The following is a 19,228-nucleotide window of genomic DNA, read 5'->3' on the forward strand; positions in this document are numbered from 1 at the left end:
GGCGATCCTCAAGGCCGGCGGCGCCTACGTGCCGCTGGACCCGGAATATCCGCTGGAGCGCCTGCAATACATGATCGAGGACAGCGGCGTACGCCTGCTGCTCAGCCACGCGGCGCTGTTCGAGGCCCTCGGCGAGCTACCGGCGGGCGTGGCGCGCTGGTGCCTCGAGGAGGACGGCCCGGCGCTGGACGCCGAGGACCCCGCGCCGCTGGCAGCGCTGAGCGGGCCGCAGCACCAGGCCTACCTGATCTATACCTCCGGCTCCACCGGCAAGCCGAAGGGCGTGGCGGTCTCCCACGGCGAGATCGCCATGCACTGCGCCGCGGTGATCGAGCGCTTCGGCATGCGCGCCGACGATTGTGAACTGCACTTTTATTCGATCAACTTCGACGCCGCCAGCGAGCGCCTGCTGGCCCCGTTGCTGTGCGGCGCCCGCGTGGTGCTGCGGGCCCAGGGCCAGTGGGGCGCGGAGGAAATCTGCGAGCTGATCCGCGCGGAGGGCGTGAGCATCCTCGGCTTCACCCCGAGCTACGGCAGCCAGCTCGCCCAGTGGCTGGAGAGCCAGGGCCGGCAGTTGCCGGTGCGCATGTGCATCACCGGCGGCGAAGCGCTGACCGGCGAGCACCTGCAACGGATTCGCCAGGCCTTCGCCCCGGCGTCGTTCTTCAATGCCTACGGACCGACCGAAACGGTGGTCATGCCGCTGGCCTGCCTGGCTCCCGAACGACTGGAGGAGGGTGCCGCCAGCGTGCCGATCGGCAGCGTGGTCGGCGCGCGGGTCGCCTACATCCTGGATGCCGACCTGGCCCTGGTGCCGCAGGGCGCGACCGGCGAACTCTACGTCGGCGGCGCCGGCCTGGCGCGCGGCTACCATGAGCGTCCGGCGCTCAGCGCCGAGCGCTTCGTGCCCGATCCCTTCGCTGCCGAGGGCGGCCGCCTGTACCGCACCGGCGACCTGGTGCGCCTGTGCGACAACGGCCAGGTGGAATATGTCGGCCGCATCGACCACCAGGTGAAGATCCGTGGCTTCCGCATCGAACTGGGCGAGATCGAGGCGCGCCTGCTGGAGCATCCGCAGGTTCGCGAAGCGCTGGTCCTGGCGCTCGACAGCCCGAGCGGCAAGCAGTTGGCCGGTTATGTCGCCAGCGCGGTGGCCGAGCAGGACGAGGACGCCCAGGCGGCGCTGCGCGAGGCGCTGAAAACGCACCTCAAGCAGCAATTGCCGGACTACATGGTGCCGGCCCACCTGCTGTTGCTCGCCAGCCTGCCGCTGACCGCCAACGGCAAGCTCGACCGCCGCGCGCTGCCGGCGCCCGACCCGGCGCTCAACCGGCAGGCCTACGAGGCCCCGCGCAGCGTGCTGGAGCAGCAACTGGCCGGGGTCTGGCGCGAGGTGCTGAACGTCGAGCGGGTAGGTCTCGGCGACAACTTCTTCGAACTGGGCGGCGATTCGATCCTGTCGATCCAGGTGGTCAGCCGCGCCCGCCAGCTCGGCATCCACTTCAGCCCCCGCGACCTGTTCCAGCACCAGACCGTGCAGAGCCTCGCCGCGGTGGCCCGGCACAGCCAGGCCAGCCAGGCCGAGCAGGGGCCGGTGCAGGGCGACAGCGCGCTGACGCCGATCCAGCACTGGTTCTTCGACCTGCCGCTGGCGCGCCGCGAACACTGGAACCAGTCGCTGCTGTTGCAGCCGCGGCAGGCCATTGACCTCGGCCTGCTGCGCAAGTCCCTGCAACGCCTGGTCGAACAGCATGATGCCCTGCGCCTGGCGTTCCGCCAGGTCGACGGCGAATGGCTGGCGCAGCATCGTCCGCTGCGCGAACAGGAACTGCTCTGGCACGTTCCGGTGCAATCCTTCGACGAATGCGCCGAGCTGTTCGCCAAGGCCCAGCGCAGCCTCGACCTCGAACAGGGGCCGCTGCTGCGCGCGGTGCTGGTGGACGGCCCGGCCGGCGAGCAACGCCTGCTGCTGGCGATCCACCACCTGGTGGTGGACGGGGTGTCCTGGCGGGTGCTGCTGGAGGACCTGCAACAGGTCTACCGTCAGTTCGCCGAGGGCGCCGAACCGGCGCTGCCGGCCAAGACCAGCGCCTTCCGCGACTGGGCCGGACGCCTGCAGGCCTACGCCGGCAGCGAATCGCTGCGCGAGGAGCTGGGCTGGTGGCAAGCCCGGCTGGGTGGGCAGCCGGTCGAGTGGCCGTGCGACCGCCCGCAGGGCGACAACCGCGAGGCGCTGGCGGAAAGTGTCAGCCTGCGGCTCGACCCGCAACGTACCCGGCAATTGCTGCAACAGGCGCCGGCGGCCTACCGCACCCAGGTCAACGACCTGCTGCTGACCGCCCTCGCTCGCGTGCTCTGCCGCTGGAGCGGGCAGCCGTCGACGCTGGTGCAGTTGGAAGGGCATGGCCGCGAGGCGCTGTTCGACGATATCGACCTGACCCGCAGCGTCGGCTGGTTCACCAGCGCCTACCCGTTGCGCCTGACCCCGGCGCAGAGCCCGGGCGAGTCGATCAAGGCGATCAAGGAACAGCTCCGCGCGGTGCCGCACAAAGGCCTCGGCTACGGCGTGCTGCGCTACCTCGCCGATCCGGCGGTGCGCCAGGCGATGGCCGCGCTGCCGACGGCGCCGATCACCTTCAACTACCTCGGACAGTTCGACCAGAGCTTCGCCGACGCCCTGTTCCAGCCGCTGGACCAGCCCACCGGGCCGATCCACGACGAGCAGGCGCCGTTGCCCAACGAGCTGAGCGTCGATGGCCAGGTCTACGGCGGTGAGCTGGTGCTGCGCTGGACCTACAGCCGCGAGCGCTACGACGCGCAGACGGTGAACGAGCTGGCGCAGGCCTATCTCGCCGAACTGCAGGCGCTGATCGAGCATTGCCTGGAAGACGGCGCCGGCGGCCTGACCCCGTCCGACTTCCCGCTGGCGCAACTGAGCCAGGCGCAACTGGACGCCCTGGCGGTGCCGGCCGGCGAGATCGAGGACGTCTACCCGCTGACCCCGATGCAGGAAGGGTTGCTGTTACACACCCTGCTGGAACCGGGCACCGGCATCTACTACATGCAGGACCGCTACCGGATCGACAGCCCGCTCGATCCCGAGCGCTTCGCCGCCGCCTGGCAGGCGGTGGTGGCCCGCCACGAGGCGCTGCGCGCGTCGTTCGTCTGGAATGCCGGCGAAACGATGTTGCAGGTGATCCACAAGCCTGGTCGCACCCGCATCGAGTTCCTCGACTGGAGCGAGCTGCCGGAGGACGGCCACGAGGAGCGCCTGCAAGCGCTGCACAAGCGCGAGCGCGAGGCCGGCTTCGACCTGCTCGAACAGCCGCCGTTCCACCTGCGCCTGATCCGCCTGGGTGAGGCGCGCTACTGGTTCATGATGAGCAACCACCACATCCTCATCGATGCCTGGTGCCGTGGCCTGCTGATGAACGACTTCTTCGAGATCTACGGCGCCCTCGGCGAAGGCCGCCCGGCGAACCTGCCGACGCCGCCGCGCTACCGCGACTACATCGCCTGGCTGCAACGCCAGGACCTGGAGCAATCGCGCCGCTGGTGGAGCGAGAGCCTGCGCGGCTTCGAGCGGCCGACCCTGGTACCCAGCGACCGACCGTTCCTCCGCGAGCACGCCGGCGAGAGCGGCGGGATGATCGTCGGCGACCGCTACACGCGCCTGGACGCCGCCGACGGCGCGCGCCTGCGCGAACTGGCGCAGCGCTACCAGCTCACCGTCAACACCTTCGCCCAGGCCGCCTGGGCGCTGACCCTGCGCCGCTTCAGCGGCGAGCGCGACGTGCTGTTCGGCGTCACCGTGGCCGGGCGTCCGGTGGGCATGCCGGAAATGCAGCGCACCGTCGGCCTGTTCATCAACAGCATCCCATTGCGCGTGCAGATGCCGGCCGCCGGCCAGCGCTGCACGGTGCGCGAATGGCTGAACCGGCTGTTCGAGCGCAACCTGGAGTTGCGCGAGCACGAGCACCTGCCCCTGGTGGCCATCCAGGAAAGCAGCGAGCTGCCCAAGGGCCAGCCGCTGTTCGACAGCCTGTTCGTGTTCGAGAACGCCCCGGTGGAAGTCTCGGTGCTGGACCGCGCGCAGAGCCTGAACGCCAGTTCCGACTCCGGGCGTACCCACACCAACTTCCCGTTGACCGTGGTCTGCTATCCGGGCGATGACCTCGGCCTGCACCTGTCCTACGACCAGCGCTACTTCGAGGCGCCGACCGTCGAGCGCCTGCTCGGCGAGTTCAAGCGCCTGCTGCTGGCCCTGGCCGACGGTTTCCACGGCGAACTGGAGGCCTTGCCGCTGCTCGGCGAGGACGAGCGCGACTTCCTCCTCGACGGCTGCAACCGCAGCGCCCGCGACTACCCGCTGGAGCAAGGCTACGTGCGGCTGTTCGAGGCGCAGGTGGCGGCCCATCCGCAGCGCATCGCCGCCAGTTGCCTGGAGCAGCGCTGGAGCTACGCCGAGCTGAACCGCCGGGCCAACCGCCTCGGTCACGCCCTGCGCGCCGCCGGCGTCGGCATCGACCAGCCGGTGGCACTGCTGGCCGAGCGCGGCCTCGACCTGCTCGGCATGATCGTCGGCAGCTTCAAGGCCGGTGCCGGCTACCTGCCGCTCGACCCCGGCCATCCGACCCAGCGCCTGACCCGGATCGTCGAGCTGAGCCGCACGCCGGTGCTGGTCTGCACCCAGGCCTGCCGCGAGCAGGCGCTGGCGCTGTTCGACGAACTCGGCTGCGTCGACCGGCCGCGCCTGCTGGTGTGGGACGAGATCCAGCAGGGCGAGGGCGCCGAGCACGATCCGCAGGTCTACAGCGGGCCGCAGAACCTCGCCTACGTGATCTACACCTCCGGCTCCACCGGACTGCCGAAGGGCGTGATGGTGGAGCAGGCGGGCATGCTCAACAACCAGTTGAGCAAGGTCCCGTACCTGGAACTGGACGAGAACGACGTGATCGCCCAGACCGCCTCGCAGAGCTTCGACATCTCGGTCTGGCAGTTCCTTGCCGCGCCGTTGTTCGGCGCCCGCGTGGCGATTGTACCGAACGCTATCGCCCACGATCCGCAGGGCCTGCTGGCGCACGTCGGCGAACAGGGCATCACGGTGCTGGAAAGCGTGCCGTCGCTGATCCAGGGCATGCTCGCCGAAGAGCGCCAGGCCCTCGACGGCCTGCGCTGGATGTTGCCCACCGGCGAGGCGATGCCGCCGGAACTGGCGCGCCAGTGGCTCAAGCGCTACCCACGGATCGGCCTGGTGAATGCCTACGGGCCGGCGGAGTGTTCCGACGACGTGGCGTTCTTCCGCGTCGACCTGGCCTCCACCGAGAGCACCTACCTGCCGATCGGCAGTCCCACCGACAACAACCGCCTGTACCTGCTCGGTGCCGGCGCCGACGACGCCTTCGAACTGGTGCCGCTGGGCGCGGTGGGCGAGCTGTGCGTGGCCGGCACCGGCGTCGGCCGTGGCTACGTCGGCGACCCGCTGCGCACCGCCCAGGCCTTCGTCCCGCATCCGTTCGGCGCGCCGGGCGAGCGCCTGTACCGTACCGGCGACCTGGCGCGGCGGCGCGCCGACGGAGTGCTGGAATATGTCGGGCGGATCGACCACCAGGTGAAGATCCGCGGCTTCCGCATCGAGCTGGGCGAGATCGAGGCGCGCCTGCACGAACGCGCCGACGTCCGCGAGGCGGCGGTGGCGGTCCAGGAAGGGGCGAACGGCAAGTACCTGGTGGGCTACCTGGTTCCCGGCGAGACACCGCGTTCCAGCGCCGACTCGCCGGCCGGACTGATGGTGGAGCAGGGCGCCTGGTTCGAGCGGATCAAGCAGCAACTGCGCGCCGACCTGCCGGACTACATGGTGCCGCTGCACTGGCTGGTGCTGGACCGGATGCCGCTCAACGCCAACGGCAAGCTCGACCGCAAGGCGCTGCCGGCGCTGGACATCGGCCAGATGCAGAACCAGGCCTACCAGGCCCCGCGCAACGAACTGGAGGAAACCCTGGCACGGATCTGGGCCGAGGTGCTGAAGGTCGAGCGGGTCGGGGTGTTCGACAACTTCTTCGAACTCGGCGGGCATTCGCTGCTGGCCACCCAGATCGCCTCGCGGGTGCAGAAGGCCCTGCAACGCAACGTGCCGCTACGGGCGATGTTCGAATGCACCACGGTGGAAGAGCTGGCCAGCTACATCGAGTCCCTGGCCCCGAGCGAGATCAGCGAGCAGAAGGCCGAGCGCCTGAACGACCTGATGTCGAAGCTGGAAATGCTCTGAGGCACGCGCCCCGCCACAGGCCGGATACCTGTGCGGGGCGCGTGGCGGAAAGGCATGAAAAAGGCCCACCGAAGACGCCCGGGCGTCCTTGGCGGGCCTTTCTACAAATCCGTTCTAGGCAAACCAGCCCTCTGACCTTGAGGGAGAGGGGCGTTCGGAGCGGCGAACCCGCCCGCTAGGCGAGCGTAGCTCCTACAGGGGACGGTCCGGCCGGGAGTCGCGCAGCGTTCGCTTGCGCGGCTTCTCCTTGGTTTCACGACGCATCTTGCGAGGCTGACGGAGGCCCGTCAGGTCCTGGCTGCCCTGGTCATCCGTGTAGAGATCGTCCAGAAGGTTTCGCGTTATCTTCATGCCAGCGGTTTCGTGCTGTCCGTGGGAAAGGAGAGGCTAGGCCCGAGTCGTTGCTCTATTGTTAATGGATGGCGCCGCGCCGCTTAAGCTGGCAGAACTGACAGGCCCCGCCCAACACGACGCCAGAGCGGCGCCTAGAGCGGGCGCAACTTGCTCAACCAGCGTCGCCAACCCAGTTGCACCATGGGCTCGCCCTGGCGTTCGAGGAGGTCGGGCATCTCGCTGAAATTCACCCAGAGCTTGCCCTGCCAGTCGAGCATGTGCACCACCTGGCGCTCCCAGCGCAACTTGACGTAGCGCGGCATGCCGCTGTCGTCGGTGGCGCTGCGCAACTCCGGCACCACCTCGCCACTGAGCCAGCGGCGCAATTCGCCGCCATCGCCGCGCTGCTGGTAGATCAGCGCGGCATACGCGCCGGACTCGCTGATCAGCCACTGCGCCTGGTCTTCGCCACGTTCGGAACGCAACGACTCGCGGCGCGCCTGGTCGTCGTCCAGGCGGGCGAGCATCTGTTCGGGCTGGCTGTGTTCGATGAGCCGGGCGAAGTCGTCGAGGACGAACCAGGCCTGGTCGTCGATCAGCAGCGCGCGCAGCAATCGCTGCTGTCGGAAGAAGTAGTGCGGGGCAAGCTGGGTATGGCCGTGCATAGGAGAAATCCTTCTCTGAGCTGTCCGCTGCCTGGCTTCTGCCGGCGCGGCAGGGAGACAGGCCGCTCGTGGGTGTTGGGCCAGCAGGCTGTGGCCTGCCGGGAACCGAAGTCGCCGGCGAAAAAAGCCTACTGACAGCGCCTGTAGGACGGCAATGGCTAAGCCTTGTACGAAGTCTCCGATGGCACAAGCCCGCTGAACAGCTAGGCCGTTCTGAACATTACGCCGGCATGGAGAACACAGGGGATGGACGCTATGCTTGGGAACCCTTTTTTTGGTGGTTTTTTAAAGCCCTTTTAGATCAAAGGGTTAGAGGTCGCTGCAAAAAGAGGGTTTTTCCGGGCTTTGGCGCTGGAGCCCTTGGGGCTTGGAAGGTTGATGGGGTTTTGGTCTAGTTCACTGCCGTATAGGCAGCTAAGAAAATCACCGGCGCGCTGGCCTTCGGCGCCCAGGCGTTCACTGCCGTATAGGCAGCTAAGAAATTATCAGTAAATACGTGGCGACTTGGCCACCCGTTCACTGCCGTATAGGCAGCTAAGAAATTGCTGCGTGTTGCAGCGACACCCGTTCAACAGTTCACTGCCGTATAGGCAGCTAAGAAAACTGGAGATACGTGCACAGATCGGACGACACGGTTCACTGCCGTATAGGCAGCTAAGAAAATATCAGTTTGCATGGTTTGCTCCTACCAAGCGTTCACTGCCGTATAGGCAGCTAAGAAATTGCATCGCACCCTCCTGCTCACCGACCAGGCGTTCACTGCCGTATAGGCAGCTAAGAAATGAACGTTCACGCATCACGCGCCTTTCCGGCCGTTCACTGCCGTATAGGCAGCTAAGAAAAGGCAGACGAGTACGCGCGGTCTCGCGAAGTGGTTCACTGCCGTATAGGCAGCTAAGAAAAGAACATGGCCCGGCTCCCGACGTTGCTGCGGGTTCACTGCCGTATAGGCAGCTAAGAAAATGACGCAAGACGAGCTTGTCCGCCTTCTGGCGTTCACTGCCGTATAGGCAGCTAAGAAAGTTTGCAGGAAGCGGCGCTATCGCACCGAACTGTTCACTGCCGTATAGGCAGCTAAGAAAATAGCTACGCCGAGCCAGTTGTAAGCTGACGCGTTCACTGCCGTATAGGCATAGGCAGCTAAAAAATGTCCCGAAGTTCATAAGCGGGCTTCGGGCGATTTCACTGCCACATAGGTCGTCAAGAAACGGCCAGCAGCCCTGAAGTATCGATTGATGCGGTTCGCTGTCGGCCGGGGTCACCAGTCGAAACGAAGTCCCTTTCCATGGGACTTCGTTGCGGACATGCCGATAAGGCGCTGACGGGGTTCTTCAGAACCAGGGAACGAAACCTCCTTTGCTCAACCCGTAACAGGTGAATCCTCCTTCCTCTGCCGTCACCTGCAACGGCCCGTGGCGGATGAAGAGACGGAAGTGCTGTCCGGTGCTCTGGCTGCGTAGCGTGACGAAGGGCAGGTCCAAGGCTCTCGCGACCGTATCGGGAATGCGTTTCCGAGCCTCCTCCTCACTCAGATCGTGCCGGCGCATGAGCCGCCGCCGCAGGCGTTCCGGATTGCTTTTCGCCTGAACCCGACTGACCTGACGGTACGGTGTGGGGTGAGGCACGACTGCCGGTTCTCCGAATTGCAGATGGTCCCGCAACCCTTCCAGCCAGGGCCGGGCGAGCAGGGCACGAAGGTCGTCCGCCGAGGCATGAATGCGCAGGCGCTCGCCCAGCCGGGAGCGGCTTTCGTCGAGGTCGGGGAAGCTCACGCCGATCCTGTCCCCGCCCTGTGCCACCAGGGCCTGGTGGAGCTTGCCGAAGAGCACGCTCATGAGTTGCGCCGGGGGAAATTCCGGGTCCGGTCGCAAGCGAATGTCGAGGTAGTGGTCCATGGCTTACTTCTCTTCGGCTTCACCGAACACGCCGCCACGGATCAGGTTGGCGATCACATAATGCTGTTGCTCCACGGCGGGCGCCTCGTCGCGCAGTACCCAGTTGTCGAGCAGCGTATAGAAGTCCAGCTTCTGCTTGGGCTGGCGATAGGCTTTGCCCTGGGATGTGACGGAGCCGTAGGGCTCCACGGCGATGGGGCCGAGGCCATCTTCGTCGGGATACCACGTATCGATGGTGCGCAGGGCATTGCCGATCTTCTGCGAGTGGATGGCCGCGGCATCGCGTACGCTGTACAGGGTCTTGCTCTTCTGGCCTTTCTTGTCGCCTTTGTCGAGGATCAGTTCCTGGGAGGGGAAGACTTCCTGGCCGTCGCCGATACGGGCGAAGGCGACCACTTCGAGCAGGACATGCCCACTGCCTGAGAGACCGCTGGCGATCAGTTCGGCGAGCGCGTCCAGTTCGGCGTCGGCCTTGAAGTCGCGCAAGCCGATGGCCAGGGCGTCGAAGCGCCAGGCGCGAGCCACCTCGCCCTGGCGGATATGGTTGATACGGACTTCCACCGCTTCCGCGCCCACCCGGTTGCGCCACAGGAAGCGGGCGTTGGCCAGGTTGTGCGCATAACGACGAGCCAGCTCGGCGAAGCCCTGATCGTTCACGTAGGTGGCGACCGTTTGCAGCAGCTTGTCACGGTAGGCCGCGTCGTTGCAGGCAGACGGTGTTCCGGCGCCGCCGAGCACACGGAGGGTGAAGCGGACCTTGAGGGTGTCGGCGTCGCTCGGCAGGTTGGCCACGTCCACCGTCTGCAGGTTGGGCGACTGGATCGAGGCGTCCAGCTTGGCCGGGTCACGGTCCTTGGTCTTGAGGCGGTTGGAGATGGTGCCGCGTACGGACTTCTCGCGCACGGTCACGGCCGGCCATTCCTGCGAGGCGTCGCGTTGCGCCCAGGCGCCAGCGCTCATAAGGGCGTCGGAAGGGTCGAGCTTACGTTCGAAGGCGAGGACGGAAGCGGTGCTCAGTATTGGCTTGGACATGCTGATTTCCTTATGCGATGGCGTGTTCGACGAAACGGGGTGTGCTCCAGCGGTAGAGCCCTTTGTCAGGCTCGGCGTGGTGATACCAAAGCAGGTCCGATAACGCGGCGACGCGATGGGGGCTGAGCCATTCGCCCAGACCGAAGAGGTTTTCGACGAAGCGCAGCGGTGTTTCTCTATCACGGGCATTTCGCACTTCGCCGGGGAGGTACAGGGGTGACAGGGCGTTGTAGCCAGCCGGGATCGGCACCAGCCAGCCGGGCTTGTCGCGCACTTGCCAGGCTGCATCGGGCGGCGATGCTTCTTCTTCGGACGAGGTTGCAGGAGGCTCGAAGTTGATTCGACAAAGATCGAGCAGTGCATCGAGCGTGGTGGCTTCGGGGAGCGTGGTGCGCAAGGTTTCCAGATGTTGTTGCAACAACGCCTCGCGACTCACCAGGGCGAAGCCGGGGAGCAGGCGGCGGGTAAGCCGGCGCTGGTTCTTGCGCCGCTGTTCGTCGCTGCCACCCAGCATCAGCAGTTCGGCGTTCGGAGCCGGGAAGCGCTCATTGCACCAGGGCAGGATGCTGCCACCGGCGAGGCGCATGGCGCCAGCCTGCTCCTGTACCTGCCTGGCGATTTCCTGTGCGGGGTGATCGTCCAGACCATCGCCATGCACTCCGAGCAGCAGACTGACCTCCAGATGGGCGCGACCTTCTTCGACGATGGCTGCGGTGGAGCCGTCGCGGTTCAGCGGATTGCGGGTCAGGTTGAAGACCTTGGTGCGCTTGCCGGCCGGTTGCGATATCTGCGCTTCGAAGCGGTGACAGACGATGCCGACACCGTCCAGTTCGATATCGAGGGAGATTCCGACTCGACGCTGCAAGGCATGGACGAATCCGGTGAAAGCGCCGGGCGAAGGGAAACCCCAGGTCAAGGGGCTGGAAATGGCGTTGGCGTTCTGGATGGACAGGCGTGGCAGCAACAGCAGCGCCTCGGGATCAGTCACGCTCATCTTCGAGTATCTCCTTGAACATCGTCAGTTCCTTGCTCAGCTCCTGGCTCCATTGGGCGGCTTCCGGGCTACCCAGTATCTGACTGTCGCTGCTGACCGCCCGGTTCAGCCAGTTGGCGAAGCGATTTCCGACCTCGGCAGGCCAGTCACCTCGTAGTCGGCGCTGCAAGAACGTCTCATCGGTCTGTGCGCGCAACGGATCGAGCCAGAGCTGCTCCGCGTCATGCAGTTGGCACCCGGGGGTTGCGCTCCAGCCGGGCTCCAGTTCGCGCAGACGGGCGGCGTATTGCAGGGCTTCGTCGCAGATTTGCGCCACCAATTGGGCACGCCGCTGGCGGATGGCGAGGTTGTTATGGACTGTCTTGGCAAGAAAACGCTGCAGGGTACGGGTTAGGCGGGATACTTCAGGAGTTCTTCCGAAGTCATGCTCGAAGACCGAAGAGTGCCGCATCGGCGCGTTTACATTCTGCCTTTGCCAGTTCGGCGGAAGCGATGGCAGCAACCAGTTCTCGCCACGGCGCTCGTTGTTCAACTGACTGATGTTCTGCGGCTTGGTACCGCCGAACTTCTGGATCGCCAGGTTGGGGTACTCGCTGAATCCGTGGGGCCATGACTCCTGGCGGCTGCGCGCTTCGCGTGCCGCCTTGGCCGCGTCGCCGAAGCGCGCTTCGCGGAGCAGAGCGTGGACGTGATGCACCAGACTGGTGGGAAACAGCGGTGCTAGCAGGTGGTAGCCGGAACCGGGCAGGGGAAAGTACAACTGCTTGGCCAGGCTGTGGGACGCGGGAGCGCCTTTGACGGTCGTGATGCCGATGAACGCTTGCCGCCATTCGCGAGCCTGTTCGGCGTTATCGGACAGCGCCTGTAATGCCTCGGCACTGTCTTCTGTCAGCCAGTTCAGAAGATTTTTACCCTGATACTGGAGACTGAGAAACTTGAATACGTCCAGCGCCGCGGCATTGCCCACCACATCGCTGACCAGCCTGTCACCTAGCTCATGGGAACCGGCGAGGCCCGGTTGGCCGGGTGCTTGCGGCAGGCTGTGCAGGTTGCTGCCGCGGGCGTCGGGATGGATCGGCTTGAGCGTGTGGGTCACCAACTGCAACTGGCCAACCCGCCGGGCGGCATCGGCCAGCCAGGCCTCCCGCCGGTGGGTGGCCAGCAATGTCTGGCGCTTGTCGTCTTCGTCGGGTTGGAGTTTGTCCAGCTTGCCCTGGAGGCGCTCCTGGATGAAGGATTCGATGAACTGGCGAAGCTCCTGCCACGTAGGCGTTGGGAGGGGAGAGGTCATCCATGCCTCCTTGGTCGATTGTCATTGACGAGTGCTCGCATTCGAAAGCTGTGCTCCTCAGTTGTATTTCTTGAACCCCAAATAAGGGTGGTAGCTCCATCCCTGGGTGTTTTCTCGCAATCTCACCTCGCCGTAGCGCATGGCGCATTGACGCAGGTCGAGGTCCTCGCGGCCGGCCATTGCGACTAGCTCCTCCCGATAGTTGACCGTGCCCCATGTCTGGATGCGCGGGCCATAGGTGAGGTCGAGGTTGCGCAACAGGTTGTCCTGGTTGCTCCAGGTCCCTTCTTCGTAGCGGCTGAAATGCAAGCGCTCCTCGTCGTCCTCGTCCGGCAGCAGGGCGTAGCATCGCTCCTTGGCGCCTGCGCGAAATGGTTGGCTGGTTTGCAGGGCGCCGCTGAGCGATGCCGGGGTTTGCCACCAGAGCGGTACGCCGAGCAGGGACGACGGTGGGTCGTCGGCAAGCATCAGCGCGCGCAGGCGTCGGTGTTCCAGGTCGACCAACCGGCTGCGTGGGAACAGTGGGAACGGTTCGACGATTCGTGGGCTGGCGTCGATGCGGGCGAGTAGGGCGGGGTCGAGCAGGTCGTGCAGGTCGTGGCTGTCAAGAGGGAAGTCGGGGGTCTCGAAGCCGGGCCGCTGGAACGCCGGATTCTGCCCTTCCAGCGAGCGGATATTGCGCGATAGCAGGTATAGGTTGGCCTCGCCGCTGAAGCCGGAGCGATGGCGGCGGATTCGCCCGGCCAACTGGATGATCGAGCGCATGGAGGAGGGTTCGACGATGGCCCAGTCGTAATCGTGGTCGCGACCGACCTCCGCCACCGGCGAGGCGAGTACGACGAACAGATGATCCCGCTCCGTGCTGGCCTGGAGCGCCTTGGCCAGCGTCGGACGAGCGAACAGCGCGGCGGCGTCGTCGTCCGAACGCTTCAGCAGTTCATCGAGTTGTCGCTCGATGGCCGAGCGGACCAGAAGGGGATGCCGCGAATGGTAGACACACAGATGGACATGCAACCCCTCGGGCGCACCCTGGGCGAGGATGGCCTGGGCCAGTTCGATCAGGGGTTCGATGTTGGCCAGCCGTAGCAGGCCGAAACTGATGCGACGTCCTTGGTGTTCGGTGTGATGGCAGCGATGCAGGTCAGCCATCCAGGTATTCATCTGCCCGGCCAACTCGCGGCACAGCGCGGGACGGGCCTCGCCAGCGGCATGCACGGTGCATAGCTGCGCCTGGCGACGTGGCGGCAGTTGCTCGAGCTTCGCCAGACGCTGGGCGACGAAGGTCGCATGCGCTTCGCTGAAGGAGGTTACGGCGCCGTGGGCGCTGGATTGGCTGGAGAACTCGTCGAACCAGGCACAGCGGATTTCCGTAGCGCGTCCGGGAGCGCCACGATGGCGCTGGAAGATTTCCCGGCCGCTGCGATAGGCCTCGAACAGGCCCTGCACCAAGGCCGGCGGCAGGGTCGCGGAGGAGAGCAGCACGCGGCTGCCGAACAGGCCGGCCCAGTGCACCAGCCGCGACAGGGCGGGCAGGTCGTCGATATCGAAGTCGTCGACCTCGTCGAGCACCAGGTCGGAAGTCATCAGGCGGAGCAGTGGCGCTATCTGGTGTCCGCCGCGCAGGCTTTCGCTGGCGGGCATCAGGTGGTCGATGGTGCAGGCCAGGATGGGCGCCTGGAGTAGGCGGTTTCCCGCGCTGTTCCTGCCGAGCCACTCGCGTAGAGGGCCGTCCTCGAGCGTGCCGGCGAAGTGTACATGGCTGTTTTCCGCCAGCAGCTCCTGGGCTGACTCGCTACCGCTGCGCTCCAGGCGCTCCTGCTGCTTTTCGAACAGTTCGCGGGCGGCGCTGCCGCCGACCAGGATAGCGAGGTCGTCGTCGCCCAGGCCGAGCCGCTCGCGGTAGGCCTGCCCGGTTTGCAGGGTCAAGCTGCGCAGGCCGAGAGCGATGCTGAAACGCGCGCCGCGTTGCGGATCGGCCAGCGCATACAGGATACGGCCGTTGGCGAGGGTCTTACCGCAACCGGTCGACGCCAGGTTGAGGCCGAAGAATCCATGCTCCATAGCCTGCTCGCGGCAGGCCATCGCGCAGTCGTAGGCCTTGTCCTGCCAGCGGAAGCGCGGCTGCTCGACCCGGCGGGTGAAGCCCTTGTGCCGGGCAAGGCGCGGTAGTTGTCGCTCCAGGCGTGGCAGGGTGCCGGCGAGCTTGCGACTGTGCAGGGCGACGCCGAGCAGGTGTTCGTCCAGGCGCTGCTTTAGTTTGCCGCTGTCCCGGTCGGTGTTGGCGTGCAAGGGGAAGTTCGGGTCGCCCAGCCGGGAGTCGGCAGGGAGACTGGAATAGTGGTGGTCCGCGAGCATCAGGATCAGTCGGGACACATGCATGACGTAGGAATCATGCAACAAGGCCGGTCCCCGAGCCAGCAGGCCGGGACGCTCGAGCATGCTCTGCGCGCATAGCGCTGTCCTGGCGCGCCAATGGGCGCTGGCGAAGGGCAGGCCGTGGGGGAACTGCCAGCAGGCGGCCTTTTCTTTTGCGTCTGCGTCGCGTGCGCCGCACCATTGGCTCTGGATGGGGGCCGGCAAGCGTGCCAGCGAGGCGCTGCCGCGATGGTCCCCGTTGGGCAGGCGATGATGGCTGACGATCAACCAGCCGACCGCCTGGGCGAGCGGCGGTAGCCGGCTTTTCTGGAACGGGCCGGGTGGCGCGGATTGCCGGTCGTCCCTGGCCAGTTGCGACAGCCAGGCATCGCCCGTCTCTCGCTTGTCCGCCAGGCGCCTCAGCCAGTCCTCGTCGCTGCTGCCTGGGCCAACGAAGGCTTCGAACAGGCGCAGTGATACCCATTCGTGACGATAGGCATCGGCCATCGGTTTGCCGCGGTTCCGCAGTTTGGCCTGGAAGGCCTGGCTGGCCTTGCCGATATCGTGGAACAGCGCTGCCATCACCGTCAGCAGGCGGATGTCCTCGGCGCTGTGCCAGTCGTTCTCGTCTTCCTTGCGCAGGATGTCGCGGCAGGTCCTGTTGGTCGGCACCGCACCCTGGGCGTTGAAGCGGCTGGCATCACCGACGATCCACAGCAGTTCGCTGTGGTCGCGGCCGCGGATCCAGTGACAGGCTACGGCGGTGTTGCGCCGTGCGCTTTTCTTCAGCAGGCGTCGCAGGGTATCCAGTCCGGCTTGAGTGATGGGCGTTTGCCAGGTCCGTTCGCCGCGGCGCTCGGCGAACTGGTCGAGAATGCGGCGGGTTTCGCTCAGGGCGCGCTTTTCGCATTGCGACACCAGCAGGATGTTCATGCGGACACCGTGCTCCGCTGCGCCACGTCTTTCAGCGTGTCGATCATGAAGTCCAGGGCCTGTGCGCGGCTCAGGTTGTCCAGGCAGGCCTGGCGGAAGTCCTGTTCCTCGTCGCCGCGCATGGCGGAAAGAAATGCCTGCGGCAGGATCAGCGAGTCCTTGATCAGGTCCGCCACATCGAACACCAGGCCTCCGCGCCGGGTCTTGCCGTGTAGCACCGCCAGTCCATGGGGAATGCCCAGCACCCAGGTGGCGGTCGCCGCGAGGCCGTAGGCCAGGTAGTTGCCATGGTCGAGGAAGCGGTTGGCCGGGTCGCCGCCGCTGCCGCGCTTGGCGCGGACGAACTCGCCGTAGCGGGTGGCCTGGGCTGCGAGCTTGAACAGGCGCTTGCTCAGGCGCGCTTCTTCGGTCAGTAGATGCTCATGATTGGGAGCCTGCTCCAACGCTCGGGCGGAATCTTCCACGGCAACTGCCAGTGCGGTGGCATCGACGGCGAAGCCGGCGTCGCGCAATACGCGGTCTTCCAGCCAACTGTGGCGAATCCGCTCCAGCCTGGCTCGCTGGAAGTGCCGGGCGGCCACCAGGCGTTTTTCCTCATCGAACCAGAAGCCGACCCAGCGCTGCAGGTATTCGGTGGGGCGGTATTCGCTCTGCGGCGTCAGCCAGGACACCTCGACGTCCACTTCGTTGGCGCTGAACAGCGGCGTTCCGCCGCCGCCGCAGAAGCCTACCAATACCCCGGCCCTGGCCAGTTCGCGCATGGCTGCCTGGGTAATGGAGGTACCGGTGCCCAGCAACAGGCTGGTGGTGTTGGCGATGGGGATGTTCCAGTAGTGCGAATGCCGGCCTTCGTCGGTGACGTACTCGACCCGCCCGCCGTTGACCAGTACCCGGCAGTGTTGCAGGTAGTACAGGTTGGCACGCTTGGAGTGAAGGATCGTCTTCAGTTCGCTGGGAGAAATGTCGTCCATGTTGACCGTGGCCTGTCCCTATCGGATCTATCGAATTCTGCGCCAAGGCAACTGTTTAGCGGATATGGCCGATTGCCGCTACCCCGTTTTCGTCTGTGTGAGGAGCGTGAGCTTCCAAGCGAGGCACATTGTCGTGGACGGGCGAGGCTGGCGGGCGGGGTAGGAACTTTATATTCGGATGTTTGGTAGTGGGATGGGGAGGGTGGTTCTGCCTAGACGGCAGCGAACCCGGCGGCTGTTGTGGCCGAGGTGGGTTCGAGTTTCTTAGCTGCCTACACGGCAGTGAACTGGATTCATGTATCAGGCATCGTACTCGGCAATTTCTTAGCTGCCTACACGGCAGTGAACCAGGTAGACGCGGACATCAAGCCCGCCGTGAATTTCTTAGCTGCCTACACGGCAGTGAACGAGAGCCGCAGGGAGCGGGGCCGCAAACTCCTTTTCTTAGCTGCCTACACGGCAGTGAACTGGAGGCGACCGAACCCGGGCTGTTCGAGGATTTTCTTAGCTGCCTACACGGCAGTGAACAACCGCGCGCAACAGCTGTGCATCGTCACCTTTTTCTTAGCTGCCTACACGGCAGTGAACCGTCTCGATGCTGCCGTCGATGAGCGTCTTGTTTTCTTAGCTGCCTACACGGCAGTGAACTTATCAAGCGGCTGTGCTGGGCCTGTTTCGTTTTTCTTAGCTGCCTACACGGCAGTGAACGCCTTCGGTGGTGATCTTTCCGTTGTTTGCCTTTTCTTAGCTGCCTACACGGCAGTGAACAATCGTGCTCGAGATACCAGCCATCCGCGCACTTTCTTAGCTGCCTACACGGCAGTGAACAACAGAACCGCGCACCTCGATCAGCCTCGCATTTTCTTAGCTGCCTACACGGCAGTGAACGTAAATCCAGCGCCTGGGCTGCGCATTGTCCATTTCTTAGCTGCCTACACGGCAGTGAACCACGCAGCCAGGCTCGAACATCGGCCCGGCTTTTTCTTAGCTGCCTACACGGCAGTGAACTACTACGACGACGCTTTGCAGGCTGATATTCATTTCTTAGCTGCCTACACGGCAGTGAACACGACGCGACCAGAATCGCGATTTGCACCCACTTTCTTAGCTGCCTACACGGCAGTGAACGCGCTGACGCCGCATTCGGCGATCTGCTTCGTTTTCTTAGCTGCCTACACGGCAGTGAACCGGGCGCTTGCGCCGGATCGGCGAATTGGATGTTTCTTAGCTGCCTACACGGCAGTGAACCCGGGCTGGATGGACTCGAAGGGCGCCAGGCTTTTCTTAGCTGCCTACACGGCAGTGAACGACCAGATCCTGCCGCAGTACTGGCAGGACCGTTTCTTAGCTGCCTACACGGCAGTGAACTAGCTCCGAAAACCTATAACCATTTGAAGGAAAAAGAAATACCGAGTTTTTCCCGCCAGAAACCCTCTTTTTTCGAGGTCTCGTAACTTGCTGATTTATAAGGGCGTAAGAAATCGTCCGAAAAAAGGGTCGGAAGCTTCGGGCAATTGGCGGCCGTTTCGCGAGGACCGGGACGGCGATCAACCGTGCCGTTCGGGCGCGAAAGGTCTTTTGATGGGCGATGCCGCAAAGCCCCCGGCCAGGCCGGGGGCGTCGCGCCAGGGAGCGGCGCTACAGGCTCGGGTGGCCCGCCTCGATTTCGGACAAGGCATCGCTGAGCAGCGACAGCAACGCACCGTTGATGTAGGCCAGGGTGCCGCCGGGCTCTTCTTTCTCATCGAGCAAACGGGTCATGGCCAGGATGTTGATCGCCGACCTCAAGCGCACTTTCGCGTTGTCGAACAAGTGCGTGGGGAGTGCATGGGTGTCCACGTACAGGGTGGCGCTACGCGGACACATGTCGGCCTGGGAGGTGGGGAGCAGCGGGACGAAGCGGGGGGACGATTCTGTTACCTCGGGGTTGGACGTATCATTCGGCTTAGCCATGGGTCAGCTCCTTCATAAGCTGGTTTGTGGTTAGCGGGTCGTAGGTGTTCCACCACCTGCGGCCCGCGTCTTTTTTGCCCTCAGAAAATAGAGGGCAGTGCCGTTCGGTCCTGTCCCTGCGGGATGGATTTGCCGGCCCCTCCATCATCCTCCTACTGGGTTTTTATCCAATTCCCGGGCTTCTGAGAGAGCCTGCGGAAATGTCCGGGGGAGCTGTCCGGCGTTTCCAGGGCCTGTAGGGCGAATACCGCCACAGGCGGTATCCGCCGATACCCCGGATAAGCGGCGGATAACCGCGAGCGGTTATTCGCCCTACGGAGTTGGGACGCTGTCCGGCGTTTCCGGGGTGCGTAGGGCAAATAACGCCATGGGCGTTATCCGCCGATGTCGCGGATAAGCGGCGGATAACCGCGAGCGGTTATTCGCCCTACGGACCTGGACGCTTTCCGGTGTTTTCGGGGTGTGTAGGGCGAATAACGCCATGGGCGTTATCCGCCGATGTCGCGGATAAGCGGCGGATAACCGCGAGCGGTTATTC

General features: G+C 64.9%; 8 protein-coding genes, 1 pseudogene and 2 CRISPR repeat arrays. Of the genes and pseudogenes, 1 reads left to right on the plus strand and 8 read right to left on the minus strand.

Going from position 1 to position 19,228, the window contains the following annotated elements:
- Nucleotides 1–6,268 (plus strand): annotated as a pseudogene (gene pvdL, locus HMPREF2581_RS29800) (pyoverdine non-ribosomal peptide synthetase/polyketide synthase PvdL); the annotation flags it as partial.
- Between the two features lie 485 nt (nucleotides 6,269–6,753).
- On the opposite strand, the gene HMPREF2581_RS29805 reads toward pvdL, so the two are convergent.
- The 8 genes from HMPREF2581_RS29805 to HMPREF2581_RS29840 form a co-directional block, all read right to left on the minus strand.
- Nucleotides 6,754–7,266, minus strand: a complete 513-nt coding sequence (locus HMPREF2581_RS29805; protein WP_004355475.1) for a BRO-N domain-containing protein — start codon at nucleotides 7,264–7,266, stop codon at nucleotides 6,754–6,756.
- A gap of 394 nt (nucleotides 7,267–7,660) precedes the next feature.
- Nucleotides 7,661–8,408: direct repeats of the CRISPR family, unit length 28 nt; unit sequence GTTCACTGCCGTATAGGCAGCTAAGAAA.
- A 189-nt stretch (nucleotides 8,409–8,597) separates the two neighbouring features.
- Entirely contained in the window at nucleotides 8,598–9,161 is a 564-nt protein-coding gene (gene cas6f, locus HMPREF2581_RS29810; protein ID WP_016254196.1) for a type I-F CRISPR-associated endoribonuclease Cas6/Csy4, read from the minus strand.
- A 3-nt stretch (nucleotides 9,162–9,164) separates the two neighbouring features.
- Nucleotides 9,165–10,193, minus strand: a complete 1,029-nt coding sequence (csy3, locus tag HMPREF2581_RS29815; protein ID WP_003139222.1) for a type I-F CRISPR-associated protein Csy3 — start codon at nucleotides 10,191–10,193, stop codon at nucleotides 9,165–9,167.
- Between the two features lie 10 nt (nucleotides 10,194–10,203).
- Nucleotides 10,204–11,181, minus strand: coding sequence for a type I-F CRISPR-associated protein Csy2 (gene csy2 / locus HMPREF2581_RS29820; protein ID WP_223684068.1), 978 nt, complete (start codon nucleotides 11,179–11,181; stop codon nucleotides 10,204–10,206).
- The gene (gene csy1, locus HMPREF2581_RS29825; RefSeq protein ID WP_003139224.1) at nucleotides 11,174–12,478 is read right to left on the minus strand and encodes a type I-F CRISPR-associated protein Csy1; all 1,305 of its coding nucleotides are present in this window, start codon (nucleotides 12,476–12,478) and stop codon (nucleotides 11,174–11,176) included. Before csy1 ends, csy2 begins: the two co-directional genes overlap by 8 nt.
- 57 nt (nucleotides 12,479–12,535) lie before the next feature.
- The gene (gene cas3f, locus HMPREF2581_RS29830; protein ID WP_003139227.1) at nucleotides 12,536–15,766 is read right to left on the minus strand and encodes a type I-F CRISPR-associated helicase Cas3f; all 3,231 of its coding nucleotides are present in this window, start codon (nucleotides 15,764–15,766) and stop codon (nucleotides 12,536–12,538) included.
- The gene (gene cas1f, locus HMPREF2581_RS29835; RefSeq protein WP_003139228.1) at nucleotides 15,763–16,737 is read right to left on the minus strand and encodes a type I-F CRISPR-associated endonuclease Cas1f; all 975 of its coding nucleotides are present in this window, start codon (nucleotides 16,735–16,737) and stop codon (nucleotides 15,763–15,765) included. Before cas1f ends, cas3f begins: the two co-directional genes overlap by 4 nt.
- 260 nt (nucleotides 16,738–16,997) lie before the next feature.
- A CRISPR array of direct repeats spans nucleotides 16,998–18,105; the repeat unit is 28 nt; unit sequence TTTCTTAGCTGCCTACACGGCAGTGAAC.
- A gap of 270 nt (nucleotides 18,106–18,375) precedes the next feature.
- Complete coding sequence (locus HMPREF2581_RS29840; protein WP_003113065.1) at nucleotides 18,376–18,690, minus strand: hypothetical protein; 315 nt, start codon at nucleotides 18,688–18,690, stop codon at nucleotides 18,376–18,378.
- Nucleotides 18,691–19,228 lie beyond the last annotated feature (538 nt).

Source organism: Pseudomonas sp. HMSC057H01 (assembly GCF_001836405.1).
GTDB classification, from domain to species: Bacteria; Pseudomonadota; Gammaproteobacteria; order Pseudomonadales; family Pseudomonadaceae; genus Pseudomonas; species Pseudomonas aeruginosa.